Below are 17,200 nucleotides of genomic sequence, written 5' to 3'. Positions count from 1 at the left end.
CAACATCGCCACTGAAAAAGCCAATCGCATCAACGGTGAAATCCGCGTCCCCGAGGTGCGCCTGATAGGTCTGGAGGGAGAACAGCTGGGCATCGTCAAGATTGCCGACGCGTTCCGTCTTTCCGAGCAAAACGACGTGGATCTGGTGGAAATCGCGCCGAACGCCGAGCCCCCGGTCTGCCGTTTGATGGACTACGGCAAGTTCAAGTACCAAGAGCAAAAGCGCCAAGCCGAGGCCCGCTCCAAGCAGAAGGTCATCCAGGTCAAGGAAGTCAAATTCCGTCCGGCGACCGACGAGGGCGACTATCAGGTCAAGCTGCGCAACCTGCGCCGCTTCCTCGAGGAAGGCGACAAGGCCAAGGTGACGTTGCGTTTCCGTGGCCGCGAAATGGCTCACCAGGAACTTGGCATGCGCGTTCTCGAGCGCGTGCGCGACGACCTCCTGGAGCTTGCCCAGGTCGAAGCCATGCCCAAGCTCGAAGGCCGTCAGATGGTCATGGTGCTGGCGCCGAAGAAAAAGGCTGTGCCCGCAGGCAAGCCCGAATCGGCAGCCTGAGCGCCCGCCGTATCCGGTTCAGGCAAGGCTTAGCCTTGCTTCCTGCAACCCGCCGTGTCCGTCTCGTGACCGGCGGGTTCGCTTATTGGCCGGCTCTACGCTACGATGTCACAAAGCATAGCCGCCTTCCCAGCAGGGGAGGCGGCGTCCGTTCAGGGTGTCGCGATGCACGTTTTGTTCGTTTTGGATCCCTTGCCGCTGCTCAAGGCGTACAAGGATAGTTCGGTCGCCATGATGCGTGCCCTCGTGGCGCGCGGGCACACGCTCAGCGTGGCCATGCAGGGCGACCTCTACATCGAGGCGGGCGTCGTCAAGGCGCAGACCACCCCGATCGAGCTGGTCGCCGATGCCGACCTGCACGGCCACGACTGGTGGCGCGATTCCGCCTCCCAGGATCTGCCACTGGCGGATTTTGGCGCGGTCGTGATGCGCAAGGACCCCCCGTTCGACATGGAATACGTGTATTCCACGCACCTGCTCGAATACGCCGAGGCGCAGGGCGCCTGCGTGTTCAACGGCGGCGCGGCCATCCGGAACCACCCGGAAAAGCTGGCGATCACCGAAATCAGCGAGTTCACCGCGCCCACGCTGGTCACTCGCAACATGGCCCGTCTCAAGGCGTTCCATGACAAGCACCAGGACGTCATCGTCAAGCCGCTGGACGGCATGGGCGGCACGGGCGTGTTCCGCCTGCAGCCCAAGGACCCCAACCTGAACGCCATCCTGGAAACGCTCACCGACAACGGCGCGCGCACCATCATGGCGCAGCGTTTCATCCCTGACATCGTCAAGGGCGACAAGCGCATCCTGCTGATCGGCGGCGAACCCGTGCCGTATTCCCTGGCCCGCATCCCCCTGGCCGGCGAAACGCGCGGCAACCTGGCCGCTGGCGGCCGTGGCGTCGCGCAGGAGTTGTCCGCCCGCGACCGCGAGATCGCCGAAGCCGTGGCGCCCAAGCTGGCCGCCCGCGGCCTGCTGCTGGTTGGCCTGGACGTCATTGGCGACTTCGTCACCGAAGTCAACGTCACCAGCCCCACCTGTTTCGTGGAAATCGCCGAACAGACCGGCTTCGACGTGGCCGGCATGTTCGTGCAGGCGCTCGAAAAGGCTGTGGCGGCCAAGGCCGCCGGCTCCGCCTCCGTTGCTGCCTGATTTTTCGGAACCGACATGACCACGGGTATTGTGATCGTCGTGCACGCGCCCCTGGGCGCGGCAATGCGCGAATGCGCGAGCCACGTCATGGGCGATCTGGACGGCATGCTGGCGATCCACGACATCCTGCCCGAAGATCTGCCGGACGACCTGGCGCCGGACGTCCTGAAAGACATCCTCGAGCAGGACCACGGCGCGGGCGTTCTGGTGCTGACCGACCTGATCGGCGCCACGCCCGCCAATATTTCCAAGCGCGCGGTCGCCGACGCCCAGGCCCAAGGCATCCAATGCTGTGTGCTCGCGGGACTCAACACCCCGATGCTGCTGCGCGCGTTGACCTACCGCAACCTGCCGTTGGCGGAAACCCGCGAAAAGGCGCTTGCCGGCGGGGTGCAGGGCGTCTTGCGGGTAGACTGACGGGCAGAAAATTGCCCTATTATGTCGGCTATTATTTCAAGCCGAGGATCGGTTCGACGATTGGCTGCGATCAACACTGCGGCATAGCCCGCGGTCACCATCTTTCCTATGCCTACTACTGACATTGTCATCAGCAACAAACTGGGATTGCACGCGCGGGCCGCCGCCAAGCTGACGCAGCTTGCCAGCAAGTTCGCCAGCGAGATCTTCATTTCGCGCGGTGCGCAGCGCGTGAACGCCAAGAGCATCATGGGCGTCATGATGCTGGCGGCCGGGCTGGGCGTCACCGTCAAGCTGGAAGCCTCCGGCAGCGATGCCGAGCAAGCGCTTTCCGAAATCGAAACTCTGTTCGACAGCAAATTCGGTGAGCAGGAATAGACATTCTTCTGAAGCAGCCGGCCCGGCACGGGCCGGTTCGCCCGCGCCCGCGTTCGGCGCGCCCGACGGGGCTGGCTCTGCCAGCCCCGTTGTATGTCTGTACGGCAAGGGCGTCGCCAAGGGCTACGCCATCGGCCGCGCCGTCGTCATGGGGGCCGCAGCCCTTGAAGTGGCGCACTACCGGATCTCGCCGGAAGACGTGCCCGCCGAGACCGACCGTCTGACCCAAGCCCTGGCTTCGGCCCAGCAGGAACTCCTGCAACTGGCCGACACGCTGCCGGCCGACGCGCCGCGCGAGCTGGGCGCAATGCTGAACGTGCACAGCCTGCTTCTGGGCGATCCGCTCCTGGCCGAGCAGACGCTCGCCCTGATCGCCGAGCGCCACTACAACGCCGAATGGGCGCTGACGACGCAGGGCCAGATCCTGGGGCAGCAGTTCGACGCCATGGAAGACGAATACCTGCGCGAGCGCGGGGCGGACGTGCGCCAGGTGATCGAGCGCGTACTGCACGTCCTGGCCGGCACGTCGGCGATCCTGCCCGATATGTCCCACATGGGCGGCGACGACGCCCTGGTCGTGGTCGCGCACGATATCTCTCCCGCCGACATGCTGCGGCTGCGCGGCGGACGTTTCGCCGCCTTCGTCACCGACCTGGGCGGCCCCACGTCGCACACCGCGATCGTGGCGCGCAGCATGGGCGTGCCCGCGGTGGTGGCAATGGGCAACGTGCGCGAACTGGTCCGTGACGGCGACATGCTGATCATCGATGGTTCGGTTGGCGCCGTGGTGGTCAACCCGTCCGACCGCATCCTCCAGGAATACCGCCGCCGCCAGGCCGCTTACGCCGACGAGCGCGCCGAGCTCGGCCTTCTGCGCGACGAACCCTCCGTCACGTTGGACGGGATCGACATCGTGCTGCACGCCAATATCGAGCTGCCGGACGAAGCCGCGCTGGCGCTGGCATCCGGCGCGCACGGCATCGGGCTGTTCCGCAGCGAATTCCTCTTCATGGGCCGGCCGGATCTGCCAGGCGAAGAAGAGCAGTACGAGGCCTATGCCTCGGTCGTCAAAGTGATGGCAGGCCGCCCGGTCACGATCCGAACGCTGGACATCGGCTCGGACAAGACGCTGGACGGCGAGGCCACCGTGGCCACCAATCCCGCCCTGGGGCAGCGCGCCATCCGCTATTGCCTGGCGCGCCCCGAGATGTTCGCGACTCAGTTGCGGGCCATCCTCAGGGCGTCCGCCCATGGACCGGTGCGCCTGCTGATCCCGATGATCGCGCACATGCACGAGGTCGTGGCGACCAAGGCCGCCATCGAGGCCGCCCGCCGCGAACTCGACGCCCGTGGCCAGGCCTATGCGCCGCACATGGAGGTGGGCGCGATGGTCGAAGTCCCCGCCATCGCCATCGCGATCGAACCCTTTGCCCAGGCGCTGGACTTCCTGTCCATTGGCACCAACGACCTGATCCAGTACACACTGGCCATCGATCGTGGCGACCACGACGTGGCGTCGCTGTACGATCCGCTGCACCCTGCGGTGCTGCGCCTGGTTGCCAACACCATCAATGCCGGCGAGCGCGCGGGCAAGCCGGTGGCCGTCTGCGGCGAAATGGCAGGCGATTCGCGCATGACGCGCCTGCTGCTCGGGCTGGGTCTGACCGAATTCTCCATGCACCCGCAGCAGCTTCTGGACGTCAAGCGCGAGGTGCGCCGGGCGCACTCCAACGCGCTTCGCATCAAGGTGGCGTCGGCGCTGAACCGCGCCTTGCCCGTCGATTTGGACGCCCTCGGCCCGGCCTGATTCGTCCTTCGCGGCATTGGCTGATCCAGGTGTCTGACACCGTGGCCAAGATACAAGGTGTCTGACACCCGTTGAGTCGCCGTCACAAGCTGACGATCCTCTCCGCCGGGTGTCTGACACCGTCCCAAGCAAGCAGACATAAAAAAGAGCCCTTCACGATGAAGGGCTCTTTCATTTTTCAATCCGCCCCGCCACAGGTCACGGCGGAGGCGTTGCACCACTTAGCTGTGATAGGCGGACTCGCCGTGGCTCGTGACGTCCAGGCCTTCGCGCTCCTGGTCTTCCGGCACACGCAGGCCGCACAGGGCATTGGCGATCTTGTAGGCAATCCATGCCACCACGCCGGACCAGACGATCGTCAGCAGCACGCCTTCCAGCTGGACCCACAGTTGGTGAGCAATCATGGAGGGCTCGGCCAGGCCGGGGCCGCCGAAGACCTGCGCATTGAACACGCCGGTGAGCAGGGCGCCCACAATGCCGCCCACGCCGTGGATGCCGAACACGTCCAGCGCATCGTCGGCGCGCAGCATGCGCTTCAGGCCATTCACGCCCCAGACGCAGACCACGCCGGCAACCACGCCGATGATCAGTGCGCCCACCGGACCGACCAGGCCGGCGGCAGGGGTGATGCCGACCAGGCCAGCGATGGCGCCCGAAGCGGCGCCCAGCATCGAGGGCTTGCCCTTGATGGCCCATTCCGTGAACAGCCAGGCCAGGACAGCGCCTGCCGTGGCGATCATGGTGTTGAAGAAGGCCAGGGTGGCGTTCTCGTTGGCGGCCAGGGCCGAACCCGCGTTGAAACCGAACCAGCCCACCCACAGCAGCGCGGCGCCCACGAAGGTCATCGGCAGGTTGTGCGGCTGCATGGCTTCGCGGCCGTAGCCCACGCGCTTGCCAACCACATAGGCGCCCACCAGGCCGGCCACGCCGGCGTTGATGTGCACCACGGTGCCGCCGGCAAAGTCCAGCGCGCCTTGGGCGTTCAAGAGACCAGGAGCCGTTTCAGAGGCGAACCACACCATGTGCGCGATGGGGATGTAGGCGAACGTGAACCAGATCACCGTGAACACCAGCACCGCCGAGAACCGGGCGCGCTCGGCGAAGCTGCCGACCACCAGGGCGCAGGTGATGCCGGCGAACGTGGCCTGGAACGAGGCGAACAGCAGCTCGGTCAGCGTGTTCGACATGGCGTACGTGCCGTCCGCCGGGTTGAACATGCCAGAGAAGAAGGCGCGCGAGAGGCCGCCGAAGAAGGCGTTGCCCTCGGTGAACGCCAGGGAGTATCCATAGATGAACCAGAGAACCAGGCCCAGCACGAACGTGCACAACACTTGCAGCAAGACGGACAACACGTTTTTGCTGCGCACCAGGCCGGCGTAGAACATGGCCAGGCCGGGTACGGCCATCATCAATACAAGCAGGGTAGAGACGAGCAACCAGGAGATATCTGCTTTATCCATTTTCAGGCTCCATTGAGTCTTTATTTATTTACAGCGCAGCTTCGCCGGCTTCGCCAGTTCTGATACGGATGACTTGTTCAAGGGGCGCGGCAAAGATCTTGCCGTCACCGATCTTGCCGGTGCGGGCGGCTTGTTCGATCGCTTCGATGACCTGATCGACAAGGTGGTCGGGCACAGCGGCCTCGACTCGCAGCTTGGGCAGGAAGTCCACGGCGTATTCGGCGCCGCGATAGAGTTCGGTGTGGCCCTTCTGGCGGCCAAAGCCTTTGACTTCGGTGACGGTCAGGCCCTGGACCCCGATTCCGGATAGAGCCACCCGCACTTCGTCGAGCTTGAAGGGCTTGATGATGGCGATGATGAGTTTCATGGCATTTCCTCTCTTGGTTGCACGCTCCGTGGTTAAAGCAATATCCATGCCATGTTGGTCTGGGCCGGCGATGCCCGGGAAAGGCGCAAAAGTTGTGCGGATCGGCACCGTTGTGGTGCGTGATGCACCGCAGCGCGGCCTCAATTTGGTGCGCAACAACGCGTAGCAGGCACTTGCAACCACTTGTGTTCCTCGAGAAGGATTTGTAGCCATTTAATGCGGGCTTCGCTGATGCGAAGGCCTGCCTCGGCGTGCGTGTAGTCGCGGTTGCTGAACTCTTTATCGGCCGCTTAGCCTTGCAGGCTGCGGTTCTGTGTTCCAGGACGGCTCTCCGGTCCCAGCCGGGACCGCGTTCAAATTTGCCTAAATTGGGGTGCGACCGTGATACGAGGGTTTACACGGGTCGGCTTGTTGACCGGAGTGGGCTCGAGTTGAATCGGATTCAGGACGTGTATCGGGCATTTGGACGATGCACTGCGCGGTCGGATCGACCGGCGGCAAGGCTAGTGGTGTTGGTAGGGGGTTGCCGTCAGGCAGCCCGGTTTTCTCCTGTGCTTTGAAGGGCGGTCACCGCATGCGGCCCGCCCTTTTTTTTGCGGCGGCACAACCGGCCCCGCCTGAAACCACCCATCCGACGCACTACACTTGAGCCATCAAGCACATTGAGAGGCCTATATGAACAATCGCACCCAGTGGATGGAAGACCTTCAGAAGAACATTTCCGACCTGATCGCGCGCAGCCCCGCGGCAGATGTCGAGCGCAACGTCCGCGCCATGATGACGCAGGCGTTTTCCAAACTGGATCTGGTCACCCGCGAAGAGTTCGACGTGCAGGCCGACCTGCTTGCCCGCACCCGCGCCCGGGTCGATCAACTGGCGGCCCAGGTGCAGCAGATGGAACAGCGCCTGACGGGTCTGGACAAGGGCCCGGCGACGGGACTCGATAAGTAAGCAAACGCCGCGTGCCCGCTCCGCGCGGGCCGTGCGCGAGATCGTTTTGTCACGGCCGCTCTCCGCGGCCGTTTGTTTTTTGCGGATACTGGCGTCTCGAACTCATCCCGGAGACCCCCGTGACGCTTGCCGTACTCGCCAGCAGGGCCCTTAGCGGCATGCACGCCCATGCGGTCCGCGTCGAAACGCACCTGGGGCCTGGCTTGCCGGGATTCAACGTGGTCGGGCTCGTTGACACCGAAGTCCGGGAAAGCCGCGAGCGGGTCAGGGCGGCCATCATCAACAGCGGCTTTGAGTTTCCAGCAGGGCGCATCACCGTCAATCTGTCGCCGGCAGACATGCCCAAGGAGTCCGGCCGATTCGATCTGCCCATTGCGCTGGGGGTGTTGCTGGCCTCGGGTCAATTGGCGGCGCCAGCGCAGGATAGTGCGCAACACCCCGAAGCTCACCCCCGGGCGCCCGACCCCGCGTTGTCTCGCCTGGTGCTGGCCGGCGAACTGTCCTTGACCGGCGCGCTCGTGCCGGTCGCCGCGCCGCTGGTGATCGCGCTGAGCGTCGCCCGCGACGCGCCCGACGCGACGCTCATCCTGCCTGCCGGCAGCGCCGAGCAAGCGGCCTGGGTCCCCGGGTTGCGCGTCCTGTCGGCGCGTTGCCTGGCGGACGTGGCGTCCCATGCGGCGGGCGCATCCTTGCTGCCCAATGCCGTGCCCTCGCCTTGGCCGCCCGCCGCGCCCGTTCCTTGCCTGTCGGACGTGCGCGGTCAGCCGGGCGCACGGCGTGCGCTGGAAGTCGCGGCGGCAGGCGGCCACAGTTTGCTCATGCTGGGCCCGCCTGGCGCGGGCAAGAGCATGCTGGCCGCGCGCCTGCCGGGCCTGCTGCCGCCGCTCGAGCGTGGCCCGGCGCTTGAGGCTGCGGCCGTCGCGGCCATGGCCGGCATTTCCGATACGCTCACTGGTCAGCCACCTTTCCGGGCGCCGCATCATTCGGCGTCGGTGGCGGCGCTGGTGGGCGGGGGCGGGCGGCCGCGTCCCGGTGAAATCAGTCTGGCCCACCACGGTGTCCTGTTCCTGGACGAACTTCCCGAATTCAGCCGCCGCTCGCTCGAGGCGCTGCGAGAGCCGCTGGAGGCGGGCAGGGTGGTCATCTCCCGGGCGCTGCACGCCGCGCAGTTTCCGGCCCGTTTCCAGCTGGTCGCCGCCATGAACCCCTGTCCTTGCGGCTGGCGAGGCCATCCGGCGCGCGCGTGCGCCTGCACGCCAGACCAGGTGGCGCGCTACGCAGGCAAGATCTCGGGGCCGCTGCTGGACAGGATCGACCTGCACGTGGCTCTGCCGCCTTCCGATCCCGCCTGGATGACCGCGCCGCCGGGCGAAGCGTCTCAGGCTGTCCGGGAGCGCGTGATCCATTGCCGCGAGCGCCAGCTTGCCCGGCAGGGCAAGATCAACGCCGCGCTGGCTGGGGCGGAACTGGACGAATTCTGCGTCATGGATGCCGACGCGCAGGCGCTGCTGCATCAGGCCATGCGGCGCCTGACCGGCTCCGCCCGCGCCATGCACCGGGCGCTTCGGGTGGCCCGCACGATCGCAGATCTGGATGGCCAGGCGATGTTGGCGGCCAGCCACGTCGCCCAGGCAGTGCAGTACCGGCGTACGGGGGTATGATCCCGTCCTCCCGTGCCCGTTGTTGCTGAAGCACTCGCCGACTCGACAAAGTTCAGGAAATCACCATATAATCAAAGGCTTTTCCGGATGTGGGTAGCTTTTTGTCCGCCTTCGGGAAAGACTCGCGGAACAACGATGTGCTTTAAAGATCGTTGGTTGCGACCCCCAGAAGTGGCAACAGGTCTACAAGTTTTGGCGTCTTTGGCGTCAAGCACCTGGCGTCATGTAAATCAACAATGCGTGTTTTAGTTTAGGGAATCATCATGCCCAAGATGAAAACCAAGAAAAGCGCTTCGAAGCGCTTTAAGGTGCGCGGCAGCGGCTCCATCAAGCGTGGTCAGGCGTTCAAGCGTCACATCCTGACCAAGAAGACCACCAAGGCCAAGCGTCAATTGCGCGGCTCTGCGGCGGTTCATGACTCCAACGTGGCCTCCGTCAAGGCCATGATGCCTTTCGCTTGATCTAAGGGAGATCTACTATGCCTCGCGTCAAACGCGGCGTAACTGCCCGCGCACGTCACAAGAAAGTCATTGCCGCCGCCAAGGGTTACCGTGGCCGCCGCGGTAATGTGTTCCGTATTGCCAAGCAAGCAGTCATGCGCGCTGGCCAATACGCCTACCGCGACCGCCGTAACAAGAAGCGCACGTTCCGCGCTCTGTGGATCACGCGTATCAACGCGGCCGTCCGCGAGCATGGCGTCAGCTACAGCGTGTTCATCGCTGGCCTGAAGAAGGCTTCGATCGAACTCGACCGTAAGGTCCTGGCCGATCTGGCCGTGCGCGACAAGGCCGGCTTCGCCGCCATCGTGCAGCAAGCCAAGGCTGCCTTGGCTGCCTGATCGCGCGCTTTAACTCATCGCGCATCGCTGCAAACGGGGCTGTAATAGCCCCGTTTGCGTTTTGAAGGCTGGATTTCATGACTCGATTGGTTGACGACCTGGTAGCCCAGGCGCAAGAACGGTTCGCCGCGGCTACCGATGCCGCCGCGCTTGAGAACGCAAAAGCTCGTTTCCTGGGCAAGGAAGGCGCCTTGACGGTGCTGCTCAAAGGCCTGGGCAAGCTCGATCCCGAGCAGAAACGAGAAGCGGGCGCGCGGATCAACCAGGCCAAGCAGAAGATCGAAGAGCTTCTGACCTCGCGCCGCGCCGAACTGGTGCAGGCGGAGCTGGATGCCCGTCTGGCATCCGAAACCATTGACGTCACCCTGCCGGGCCGCGGTCGCGCGCCGGGCGGCATCCATCCGGTGATCCGGACCTGGGAACGCGTGGAAGAGATCTTCCGTTCCATTGGCTTCGACGTGGCCGACGGCCCCGAAGTGGAAAACGACTGGACCAATTTCACCGCCTTGAACAACCCGCTGGATCATCCGGCGCGTTCCATGCAGGACACGTTCTACGTCGACATGAACGACGCGGACGGCCTGCCGCTGCTGCTGCGCACGCACACCAGCCCCATGCAGGTGCGTTATGCCCGCATGAACAAGCCGCCCATCAAGGTCATCGCGCCCGGGCGCACCTATCGCGTCGACAGCGACGCCACGCACTCGCCCATGTTCCACCAGGTGGAAGGGCTCTGGATCGCCGAGGACATCTCGTTTGCCGACCTGAAGGGCGTGTACACCGATTTTCTGCGTTGCTTCTTTGAAAGCGACGATCTGGTCGTGCGCTTCCGTCCGTCGTTCTTCCCGTTCACGGAACCGTCCGCCGAGATCGACATGATGTTCACCTCGGGTCCCAACCGCGGCCGCTGGCTGGAGATCTCCGGATCCGGCCAGGTGCATCCGCAGGTGGTGCGCAACTTCGGGCTGGATCCCGAGCGCTACATCGGCTTTGCCTTCGGCTCCGGGCTCGAGCGCCTGACCATGTTGCGCTACGGCGTCAACGATCTGCGCCAGTTCTACGAAGGCGATTTGCGCTTCCTGCGCCAGTTCAACGAATAACAGACGGCTGATCATGCAATTTCCCGAATCCTGGCTGCGTACGCTGGTCAATCCTCCGATCGCAACCGATGAACTCGCGCACCGGCTCACGATGGCCGGCCTGGAAGTCGAAGAAACCGAGCCCGCCGCGCCCGCATTCACCGGCGTGGTCGTTGCGCATATCGTCGAGATCGCCCCGCACCCCGACGCCGACAAACTGCGCGTCTGCCAGGTTGACGACGGCTCCGGCGAACGCCTGCAGATCGTGTGCGGCGCGCCTAACGCGGCCGCCGGCCTGAAGGTGCCGCTTGCCCGCGTGGGCGCGGAACTGCCCGGCGGCATGAAGATCGGCGTCGCCAAGATGCGCGGCGTCCAGTCTTCCGGCATGCTGTGCTCCGCGCGCGAACTGGGCCTGTCGCAAGACCACGCGGGGCTCCTCGAGCTGCCCGCGGACATGATCCCTGGCCAATCCATCCGTGAAGCGCTGGACCTGGACGACACGCTGTTCACGCTCAAGCTGACGCCCAACCGTGCCGACTGCCTGTCGATCCTTGGCGTTGCGCGCGAAGTGGCGGCGTTGACCGGCGCGCCGCTGTCGGTGCCTACGGCAGCCGCCGTGCCCGTCACGCTCGATGAGCGCCTGCCCGTCAAGATCGAGGCGCCCGACCTCTGCGGCCGTTTCGGCGGCCGCGTCATCCGCGGCGTGAACGCCCGCGCGGCGACGCCCGAATGGATGAAGACGCGCCTGGAGCGCGCCGGCCAGCGCTCGCTGTCCGCGCTGGTCGACATCTCCAACTACGTCATGCTCGAACTGGGCCGCCCGTCGCATGTTTTCGATCTGGACAAGATCGGCGGCGACATCGCCGTGCGGTGGGCGCGTGAAGGCGAAACGCTGGAATTGCTGAACGGCCAGACCGTCAAGCTGGACCCGAAGGTCGGCGTGGTCGTCGCCGGCGAGCAGGTCGAAAGCCTGGCCGGCATCATGGGCGGCGAAGCCACCTCCGTGACGCTGGACACGCAGAACATCTACCTCGAAGCCGCGTTCTGGTGGCCGCAAGCCATTGCCGGCCGCGCGCGCCGCTTCAAGTTCAGCTCCGAAGCCAGCCACCGCTTCGAACGCGGCGTCGACTACGCCAGCATTCCCGAGCACCTGGAATTCATCACCCGCCTCATCGTCGACATCTGCGGCGGCCAGGTGGGGCCCATCGACGACCAGATCGTCAATCTGCCCCAGCGTCCGCCGGTGCGCATGCGCCTCGCGCGTTGCCATCGCGTGCTGGGTGTGCCGGTCACGCGCGAGCAGGTCGCCACGATCTTCGGCAGCCTGGGCCTGGACTACTCGGTCGAGGGCGATGACTTCATCGTCAATCCGCCGTCGTTCCGTTTCGACCTGGAAATCGAAGAAGACCTGATCGAGGAAGTGGCTCGCATCTACGGCTTCGAAAGCATTCCCGACGTGCCGCCGATGGCGCGCGCCAAGATGTTCTCGCAGCCCGAAGTGCGCCGCGGCGCGCATGCGCTGCGCCGCCTGACGGCCGCCCAGGACTACCAGGAAGTCGTCAACTACAGCTTCGTCGAAGCCGACTGGGAACGCGATTTCGCGGGCAACGACAACCCCGTGCGCCTCGTGAATCCGATCGCCAGCCATCTGTCGGTCATGCGTTCCAGCCTGATCGGCGGCCTGGTCGCCAACATCCGCCATAACGCCAACCGCAAGCAATCGCGCGTGCGTTTGTTCGAACTGGGGCGCGTGTTTTTCCGCGATGCCTCGGCCGAGGACGGTCCGCTGCAAGTGGCCGGCGTGCGCCAGCCCATGAAGCTCGCGGGCGCTGCATGGGGCCCGGCCGTGGAAGAGCAGTGGGGCGTGCCCACGCGCCACGTCGATTTCTTCGACGTGAAGATGGACGTCGAGTCGCTGTTCGGCGCACGCGGCCGCCGCCTGCGTTTCGAGGCAGCGGCACATCCCGCCCTGCATCCCGGCCGTGGCGCGCGCGTCATCCTCGACGGCAAGCAGGTCGGTTGGGTCGGCGAACTGCATCCGCGCTGGGCGCAGCAGGCCGACCTGGCGCATGCGCCGGTGGTGTTTGAACTGGACGTGGACGCATTGTCCGAAGGCGAATTGCCGCAGGTGCGCGAGCTGTCGCGTCAGCCCGTGGTGGTGCGCGACCTGGCGCTGTGGGTCGATGAAGACGTGACCGTACAGTCCATGCTCGACACCGTTGCCGCAGCCGTCAAGGCCGACGCACAGCTGGCCGTCGTGCAGGATGCGCGCGTGTTCGACGTGTGGCGTGACAAGGCGCAAGGTAGCGAACCGGTCGCCGAGAAAAGCCTTGCGTTCCGTTTCTGGCTACAGGACACTGAGGTCACTTTGGACGAAGCCCGCGTGGCGGATTGCCTCGCGCGCATCAAGGAAGCCCTGGTTGCCGCGCACGGCGCGCGCCAACGTGGCTGAACATGGGGACCAGTATGCTTGCCGAGCAACGCACCCTCACCAAGGCCGAGCTAGCCGAACTGCTCTTCGAGCGGGTCGGCCTGAATAAGCGCGAAGCCAAGGACATCGTCGATACGTTCTTCGAGGAAATCCGCGACGCTCTGGCGCGCGGTGATTCCGTCAAGCTTTCGGGCTTCGGCAACTTCCAGGTGCGCGACAAACCGCCGCGCCCTGGCCGCAACCCCAAGACCGGAGAGACCATTCCCATCGCGGCGCGGCGCGTGGTCACGTTCCACGCCAGCCAGAAACTCAAGAGTGTGGTGGAGCAGGCCGTCCCCGCAGCACCCGAAGCCGCGGAGTGATACGCTTTGTCGGTAATTGTTATCGGCGCCCTCCGCATCGCGCGCATAAAATCCGCTTATGACACGTACTGAATCCACCGTTACCCTACCGCCCATTCCCGCCAAGCGTTACTTCACCATTGGCGAAGTCAGCGACCTGTGTGGCGTCAAGCCTCATGTGTTGCGGTACTGGGAACAGGAATTCACGCAGCTCAAACCCGTGAAGCGCCGCGGCAACCGCCGCTATTACCAGCATCACGAAGTGCTGCTCATCCGCCGCATCCGTTCGTTGCTTTACGAACAAGGCTTCACGATCAGCGGCGCGCGTAATCGCCTCGGCGACGCGCGCGATGTGCCGCACGACCAGGACGCCGCCGTGCGCCTGTCGGGCACCGAGATGCAATCGCTGCGCACCGAACTCGGCAACGTGTCCGCGATGCTCGCTGATGCATTGGGCACTGCGGCCACCACGCCCGCTGCGGTTAACGCGACGCACACGGCGCCTGCCGCCTGAGCCGCTTTCCCCGCGACTCATCGCTTGAAATCCAACGCTTGATATCAGTACCTGCAGCGCGCGCTGGCCATCTTGGCCACGCACGCTGCTCACCGTAGTGCCTAAGCGCTTCGCGCCGCTGGTCCATCACATGCAGTGTGATGAACAGCGAACGCAGAGCGCAAAATTTTTTGAGTATTCAGCACTTTTTTTGCACCAATGCGTGCAAACATTTTTTAGTTCTGCTATACTCTTTTTCTTTCGGGGCGTAGCGCAGCCTGGTAGCGCACTTGCATGGGGTGCAAGGGGTCGCGAGTTCGAATCCCGCCGTCCCGACCAGCAATACCCTAGGGGGTTAGTGATAATAATCACTAACCCCCTTTCTCATTGGGGCGGGCTTTTGAAGGGACTTCCCATTCAAGCCACCCGACACTTTCAGCATCGTTATAAGCCGCCCGACACTTCAGCATCGTCAGCACCGGACTGCGTGTGCCGCTTGCTGCAATGCGATTTGCATACTCGATCCGCTTAATAAGCGTCACCGCCGAGAATAACGGCACTGTCATTCCTTTGTCGCGCCAAGGCCGCCAACGCTGCGCCGGAGCGCAAGCGCGTGATGCCCGCGTATTGGAATGATCCTATCGTCAGACCGATCACAATTCTCGATATTGACGGGTTGATCAATTGAAAGGGATTTCGTGCGGGCGATCTGGTTGATGGGTGATCGTGTCTATACGGGCCACGTCTGCACCCGTTTCGGCTACAGGATCATCAAGGAATTTTGAAGCGCGCGGGGGTACGAAGCAGAAGGGAGAAGCTGCAGGAAGAAGCAGCAGGAAGAAGCAGCAGGAAGAAGCAGCAGGAAGAAGCAGCAGGAAGAAGCAGCAGGGCCGCAGCGGCAAGAGGGAGGGAGTGTGCGGAACCGCCCTCTGCTTGATCGAAAAAACAACCACGCCGCTGCGGTGACTACCGTGCAGCAAACCGCGTTCCCGACGGTAGCGCACAGGCGGCAGCGAAGGCGTCTTCAATCAAACGATTGTTGCAATAGTCGGCGGCGGTGCAGTTCAGCGAGGCGGGCTTTGGTTTCTTCGTGCCAGCCGGCTTCCCATAGGGCCAATCTGGCGCGCCAGATTGGCAGCGATTCGCCGGTATGGCCGGGCATGTTTGCTTCTTTCATGAGGGGGCAAGCAGAAAGCGGCACGCCATATCTGGCGGCTTCCTGGCCGGCTCTGTGGACGGGGTCATCCATTTCGCGCCTCCTGCAGGGAAAGGTCCTAAGCCAAAAGATGAGCGCGATCACGATTCGTGTCCAGAAAAGTTACGCGAAGAAATAGCGGGATGGATCAGCGCGTCGAGGGCCTGTGGACGCGATGCATTCAGAACTCCACCCATTGCATCCACCAGCCCTGGTAATAGCGCTGACCGTCAATTTCTTCAAAGCCGCACACCATCATTCCGCGGTCCGATCCGAACGTGAGGAGTTCGGGTTCCAGCAGATCGGGGATGGGGCCTTTTTGTGAGGCGCCGAACTTGGCCAAGGTGTCGAGCGTCATGACGCTGATGTAGCGACGCAGGTCGTCGCGCATGATCGAGTACATGCGGACCGTCCCCGTGACCGCGTGCGCCGGGTCGTTGTCGTGGCGTTTGCGGCCAAGGTAGTGGGTTCGGATGACGGTGCATCGCATGGTGAAGCGGAAAATACTGTATGAATATACAGTATATGCCGGCAAAAACGGGGCCGGATCTTCAGGTCAAGCTTTTCTTGTTTGACGAGGGCGTCACCGTCGCCCGTGCAATGCGCCCCGCGCCGTTCACCGCATCAAATGACCAGCCGCGACATAGCGCGCGGCAAGAAGCGTGTTCGTATTCCGGGCGGGGCCTGGCCACCGCCGGTGGCTTCCAACCATCCGGCTTCCCAAGCCTCGACCTTGACGCGCCATTGCGAGATCGATTCGCCGGTGTGTCCCGGCATGGCGGCCGCCCGATAGTACGGGCAGTCCCACAAGCTCAATCCGTCGCGGGCCGCTTGAGCGCCCAGCTTTTGGATGTCTTCGCGTTGCATGGCAATGCCCTCCAAAAGTAGATGCACGGGACGCAAAGTATTCCCCAGCCCCCAGCGATTTTCAATAGTGAGGGCGCACCAGCCGAGGCGGTGCCGGCGTCATGCGTGACCTGGCTCGTGACGGCGGCGTGGGCCTCGCGCCTTGTCTGTTATGCGGACAAATTCGCGGCTCTGTGTCTTTCGCGTCCGGACTGGAGCACGCACAATTTCCGCTTCCCGCCAGCTTCAGGCGGCTCTTGAGGATGCTTGCATGCGCTACCGTTACGTCACCGCGGATGTGTTCACCGGCCATGCCTATCAAGGCAATCCGCTGGCTGTTGTGTTGGATGCGCAGGGTCTGGATACCCGGCAGATGCAGCGGATCGCGCGCGAATTCAATTATTCGGAAACCAGTTTCGTCATGCCGGCGCGGGACCGGGCCCATACGGCGCGCGTGCGTATCTTCACGCCGGACCGTGAGGTGCCGTTTGCCGGTCACCCGAATGTCGGCACTGCGGTCGTGCTGGCGCGCGAGCAGATCGCGGCGGGGCTGCCTGCGCCGCAGGCCTTCGTGTTCGAAGAAGAAGCCGGCCTGGTGCGGATTGCGTTGGCATATGGCGAACACGGGCTGCAGGGCGCGGAGTTGCGCGCGCCGCAGCCGCTGTCGCGCGGCAGCGAGGCGCCGGTGGATGCGGTGGCAAGCGCGCTGCGGCTGGACGCCGCGGACATTGACGTGTCGACGCACGCACCGATGGTGGCGTCGGTGGGCCTGCCGTTTCTGGTGGTGCAGCTTGCCAATCGCGACGCGTTGCGGCGCGCGGTGCCGGACTCGAGCGGTTACGCGGCCCTGATGCCGCAGCTTGGCGCCAAGTCTATCTATATCTACACCACCGACACGGCGGGCGAGGCGATGGACGCGCCCACCGATCTGCAGGCGCGCATGCTCACAGTCCGGATGACCGAGGATCCCGCCACGGGCAGCGCGACGGCTGCGGTCACGGCGCTGCGCGCATTGCTTGCGGGCAAGGGCGTCTTGCGGCTACGGGTGGGACAGGGCGTGGACATGGGACGCGCAAGCTTGTTGCTGGCGCATGCCGAGCCGCGCGAGGATGGCGTATGGGCGAGCGTGGCGGGGCAGGCCGTGGTAGTGATGGAGGGCACGCTGCCTGCTCCCGAGGCGGATTGACCTCGTTGCGCGTTGCCGGCGCAAGCGTGCCTCGTGTATGCT

Annotated in this window: 20 protein-coding genes and 1 tRNA gene; 15 read left to right on the top strand and 6 right to left on the bottom strand. The window is 64.4% G+C overall.

The window, feature by feature from the left end; all coding sequences use genetic code 11:
- Positions 1-4: 4 nt before the first annotated feature.
- The 5 genes from infC (at position 5) to ptsP (ending at position 4,310) form a co-directional block, all read left to right on the top strand.
- The gene (gene infC, locus AC6LJW_RS08280) at positions 5-556 is read left to right on the top strand and encodes a translation initiation factor IF-3 (RefSeq protein ID WP_082579018.1); all 552 of its coding nucleotides are present in this window, start codon (positions 5-7) and stop codon (positions 554-556) included.
- A 165-nt stretch (positions 557-721) separates the two neighbouring features.
- Positions 722-1,708 (top strand): glutathione synthase, encoded by a 987-nt coding sequence (gshB, locus tag AC6LJW_RS08275; protein WP_427985516.1) that lies wholly within the window; start codon positions 722-724, stop codon positions 1,706-1,708.
- Between the two features lie 15 nt (positions 1,709-1,723).
- Positions 1,724-2,125 (top strand): PTS sugar transporter subunit IIA, encoded by a 402-nt coding sequence (locus AC6LJW_RS08270; protein WP_056569684.1) that lies wholly within the window; start codon positions 1,724-1,726, stop codon positions 2,123-2,125.
- A 108-nt stretch (positions 2,126-2,233) separates the two neighbouring features.
- A complete protein-coding gene (locus AC6LJW_RS08265) occupies positions 2,234-2,503 on the top strand; it encodes an HPr family phosphocarrier protein (protein ID WP_056569687.1) in 270 nt (89 codons plus the stop codon).
- A 97-nt stretch (positions 2,504-2,600) separates the two neighbouring features.
- Positions 2,601-4,310, top strand: coding sequence for a phosphoenolpyruvate--protein phosphotransferase (gene ptsP / locus AC6LJW_RS08260; protein WP_056570544.1), 1,710 nt, complete (start codon positions 2,601-2,603; stop codon positions 4,308-4,310).
- Between the two features lie 221 nt (positions 4,311-4,531).
- Here the strand turns inward: ptsP and amt are convergent, their stop codons facing one another.
- Together amt and AC6LJW_RS08250 are read right to left on the bottom strand one after the other, a co-directional pair.
- Positions 4,532-5,770, bottom strand: coding sequence for an ammonium transporter (gene amt, locus AC6LJW_RS08255; protein WP_056569690.1), 1,239 nt, complete (start codon positions 5,768-5,770; stop codon positions 4,532-4,534).
- 28 nt (positions 5,771-5,798) lie between these two features.
- Positions 5,799-6,137 (bottom strand): P-II family nitrogen regulator, encoded by a 339-nt coding sequence (locus tag AC6LJW_RS08250; protein ID WP_006218735.1) that lies wholly within the window; start codon positions 6,135-6,137, stop codon positions 5,799-5,801.
- Positions 6,138-6,812: 675 nt separating this feature from the next.
- On the opposite strand from AC6LJW_RS08250, the gene AC6LJW_RS08245 reads away from it, so the two are divergent.
- The 9 genes from AC6LJW_RS08245 (at position 6,813) to AC6LJW_RS08205 (ending at position 14,270) form a co-directional block, all read left to right on the top strand.
- Positions 6,813-7,088 (top strand): accessory factor UbiK family protein, encoded by a 276-nt coding sequence (locus tag AC6LJW_RS08245; protein ID WP_056315890.1) that lies wholly within the window; start codon positions 6,813-6,815, stop codon positions 7,086-7,088.
- 119 nt (positions 7,089-7,207) lie between these two features.
- A complete protein-coding gene (locus tag AC6LJW_RS08240; RefSeq protein WP_498086941.1) occupies positions 7,208-8,749 on the top strand; it encodes a YifB family Mg chelatase-like AAA ATPase in 1,542 nt (513 codons plus the stop codon).
- Between the two features lie 263 nt (positions 8,750-9,012).
- Positions 9,013-9,210 (top strand): 50S ribosomal protein L35, encoded by a 198-nt coding sequence (gene rpmI / locus AC6LJW_RS08235; RefSeq protein ID WP_008159912.1) that lies wholly within the window; start codon positions 9,013-9,015, stop codon positions 9,208-9,210.
- A 17-nt stretch (positions 9,211-9,227) separates the two neighbouring features.
- Entirely contained in the window at positions 9,228-9,587 is a 360-nt protein-coding gene (gene rplT, locus AC6LJW_RS08230; protein ID WP_006218741.1) for a 50S ribosomal protein L20, read from the top strand.
- Between the two features lie 77 nt (positions 9,588-9,664).
- Positions 9,665-10,687: a phenylalanine--tRNA ligase subunit alpha gene (gene pheS / locus AC6LJW_RS08225; protein ID WP_498086940.1), complete on the top strand. Its 1,023-nt coding sequence runs from the start codon at positions 9,665-9,667 to the stop codon at positions 10,685-10,687.
- Between the two features lie 13 nt (positions 10,688-10,700).
- Positions 10,701-13,118, top strand: a complete 2,418-nt coding sequence (gene pheT / locus AC6LJW_RS08220; protein WP_498086939.1) for a phenylalanine--tRNA ligase subunit beta — start codon at positions 10,701-10,703, stop codon at positions 13,116-13,118.
- 2 nt (positions 13,119-13,120) lie between these two features.
- Positions 13,121-13,459 (top strand): integration host factor subunit alpha, encoded by a 339-nt coding sequence (locus AC6LJW_RS08215; protein WP_082579019.1) that lies wholly within the window; start codon positions 13,121-13,123, stop codon positions 13,457-13,459.
- Between the two features lie 58 nt (positions 13,460-13,517).
- Entirely contained in the window at positions 13,518-13,952 is a 435-nt protein-coding gene (locus AC6LJW_RS08210) for a MerR family transcriptional regulator (protein ID WP_056569705.1), read from the top strand.
- 241 nt (positions 13,953-14,193) lie between these two features.
- Positions 14,194-14,270 (top strand) — tRNA-Pro (locus tag AC6LJW_RS08205).
- Between the two features lie 341 nt (positions 14,271-14,611).
- Here the strand turns inward: AC6LJW_RS08205 and AC6LJW_RS08200 are convergent.
- The 4 genes from AC6LJW_RS08200 to AC6LJW_RS08185 form a co-directional block, all read right to left on the bottom strand.
- The gene (locus AC6LJW_RS08200) at positions 14,612-14,959 is read right to left on the bottom strand and encodes a hypothetical protein (protein WP_498086938.1); all 348 of its coding nucleotides are present in this window, start codon (positions 14,957-14,959) and stop codon (positions 14,612-14,614) included.
- Complete coding sequence (locus AC6LJW_RS08195; protein ID WP_156395258.1) at positions 14,956-15,180, bottom strand: CrpP-related protein; 225 nt, start codon at positions 15,178-15,180, stop codon at positions 14,956-14,958. The genes AC6LJW_RS08200 and AC6LJW_RS08195 overlap by 4 nt, the downstream gene beginning before the upstream one ends.
- 127 nt (positions 15,181-15,307) lie before the next feature.
- On the bottom strand, positions 15,308-15,616 hold the full coding sequence (locus tag AC6LJW_RS08190) for a hypothetical protein (protein ID WP_427986767.1): 309 nt from the start codon (positions 15,614-15,616) through the stop codon (positions 15,308-15,310).
- A 134-nt stretch (positions 15,617-15,750) separates the two neighbouring features.
- The gene (locus AC6LJW_RS08185; protein ID WP_056570549.1) at positions 15,751-15,993 is read right to left on the bottom strand and encodes a CrpP-related protein; all 243 of its coding nucleotides are present in this window, start codon (positions 15,991-15,993) and stop codon (positions 15,751-15,753) included.
- Between the two features lie 250 nt (positions 15,994-16,243).
- On the opposite strand from AC6LJW_RS08185, the gene AC6LJW_RS08180 reads away from it, so the two are divergent.
- A complete protein-coding gene (locus AC6LJW_RS08180; RefSeq protein WP_498086937.1) occupies positions 16,244-17,158 on the top strand; it encodes a PhzF family phenazine biosynthesis protein in 915 nt (304 codons plus the stop codon).
- Positions 17,159-17,200 lie beyond the last annotated feature (42 nt).

This window comes from Achromobacter sp. 1012554356 (assembly GCF_059760815.1).
This window is presented reverse-complemented; position numbering and strand designations above follow the sequence as displayed.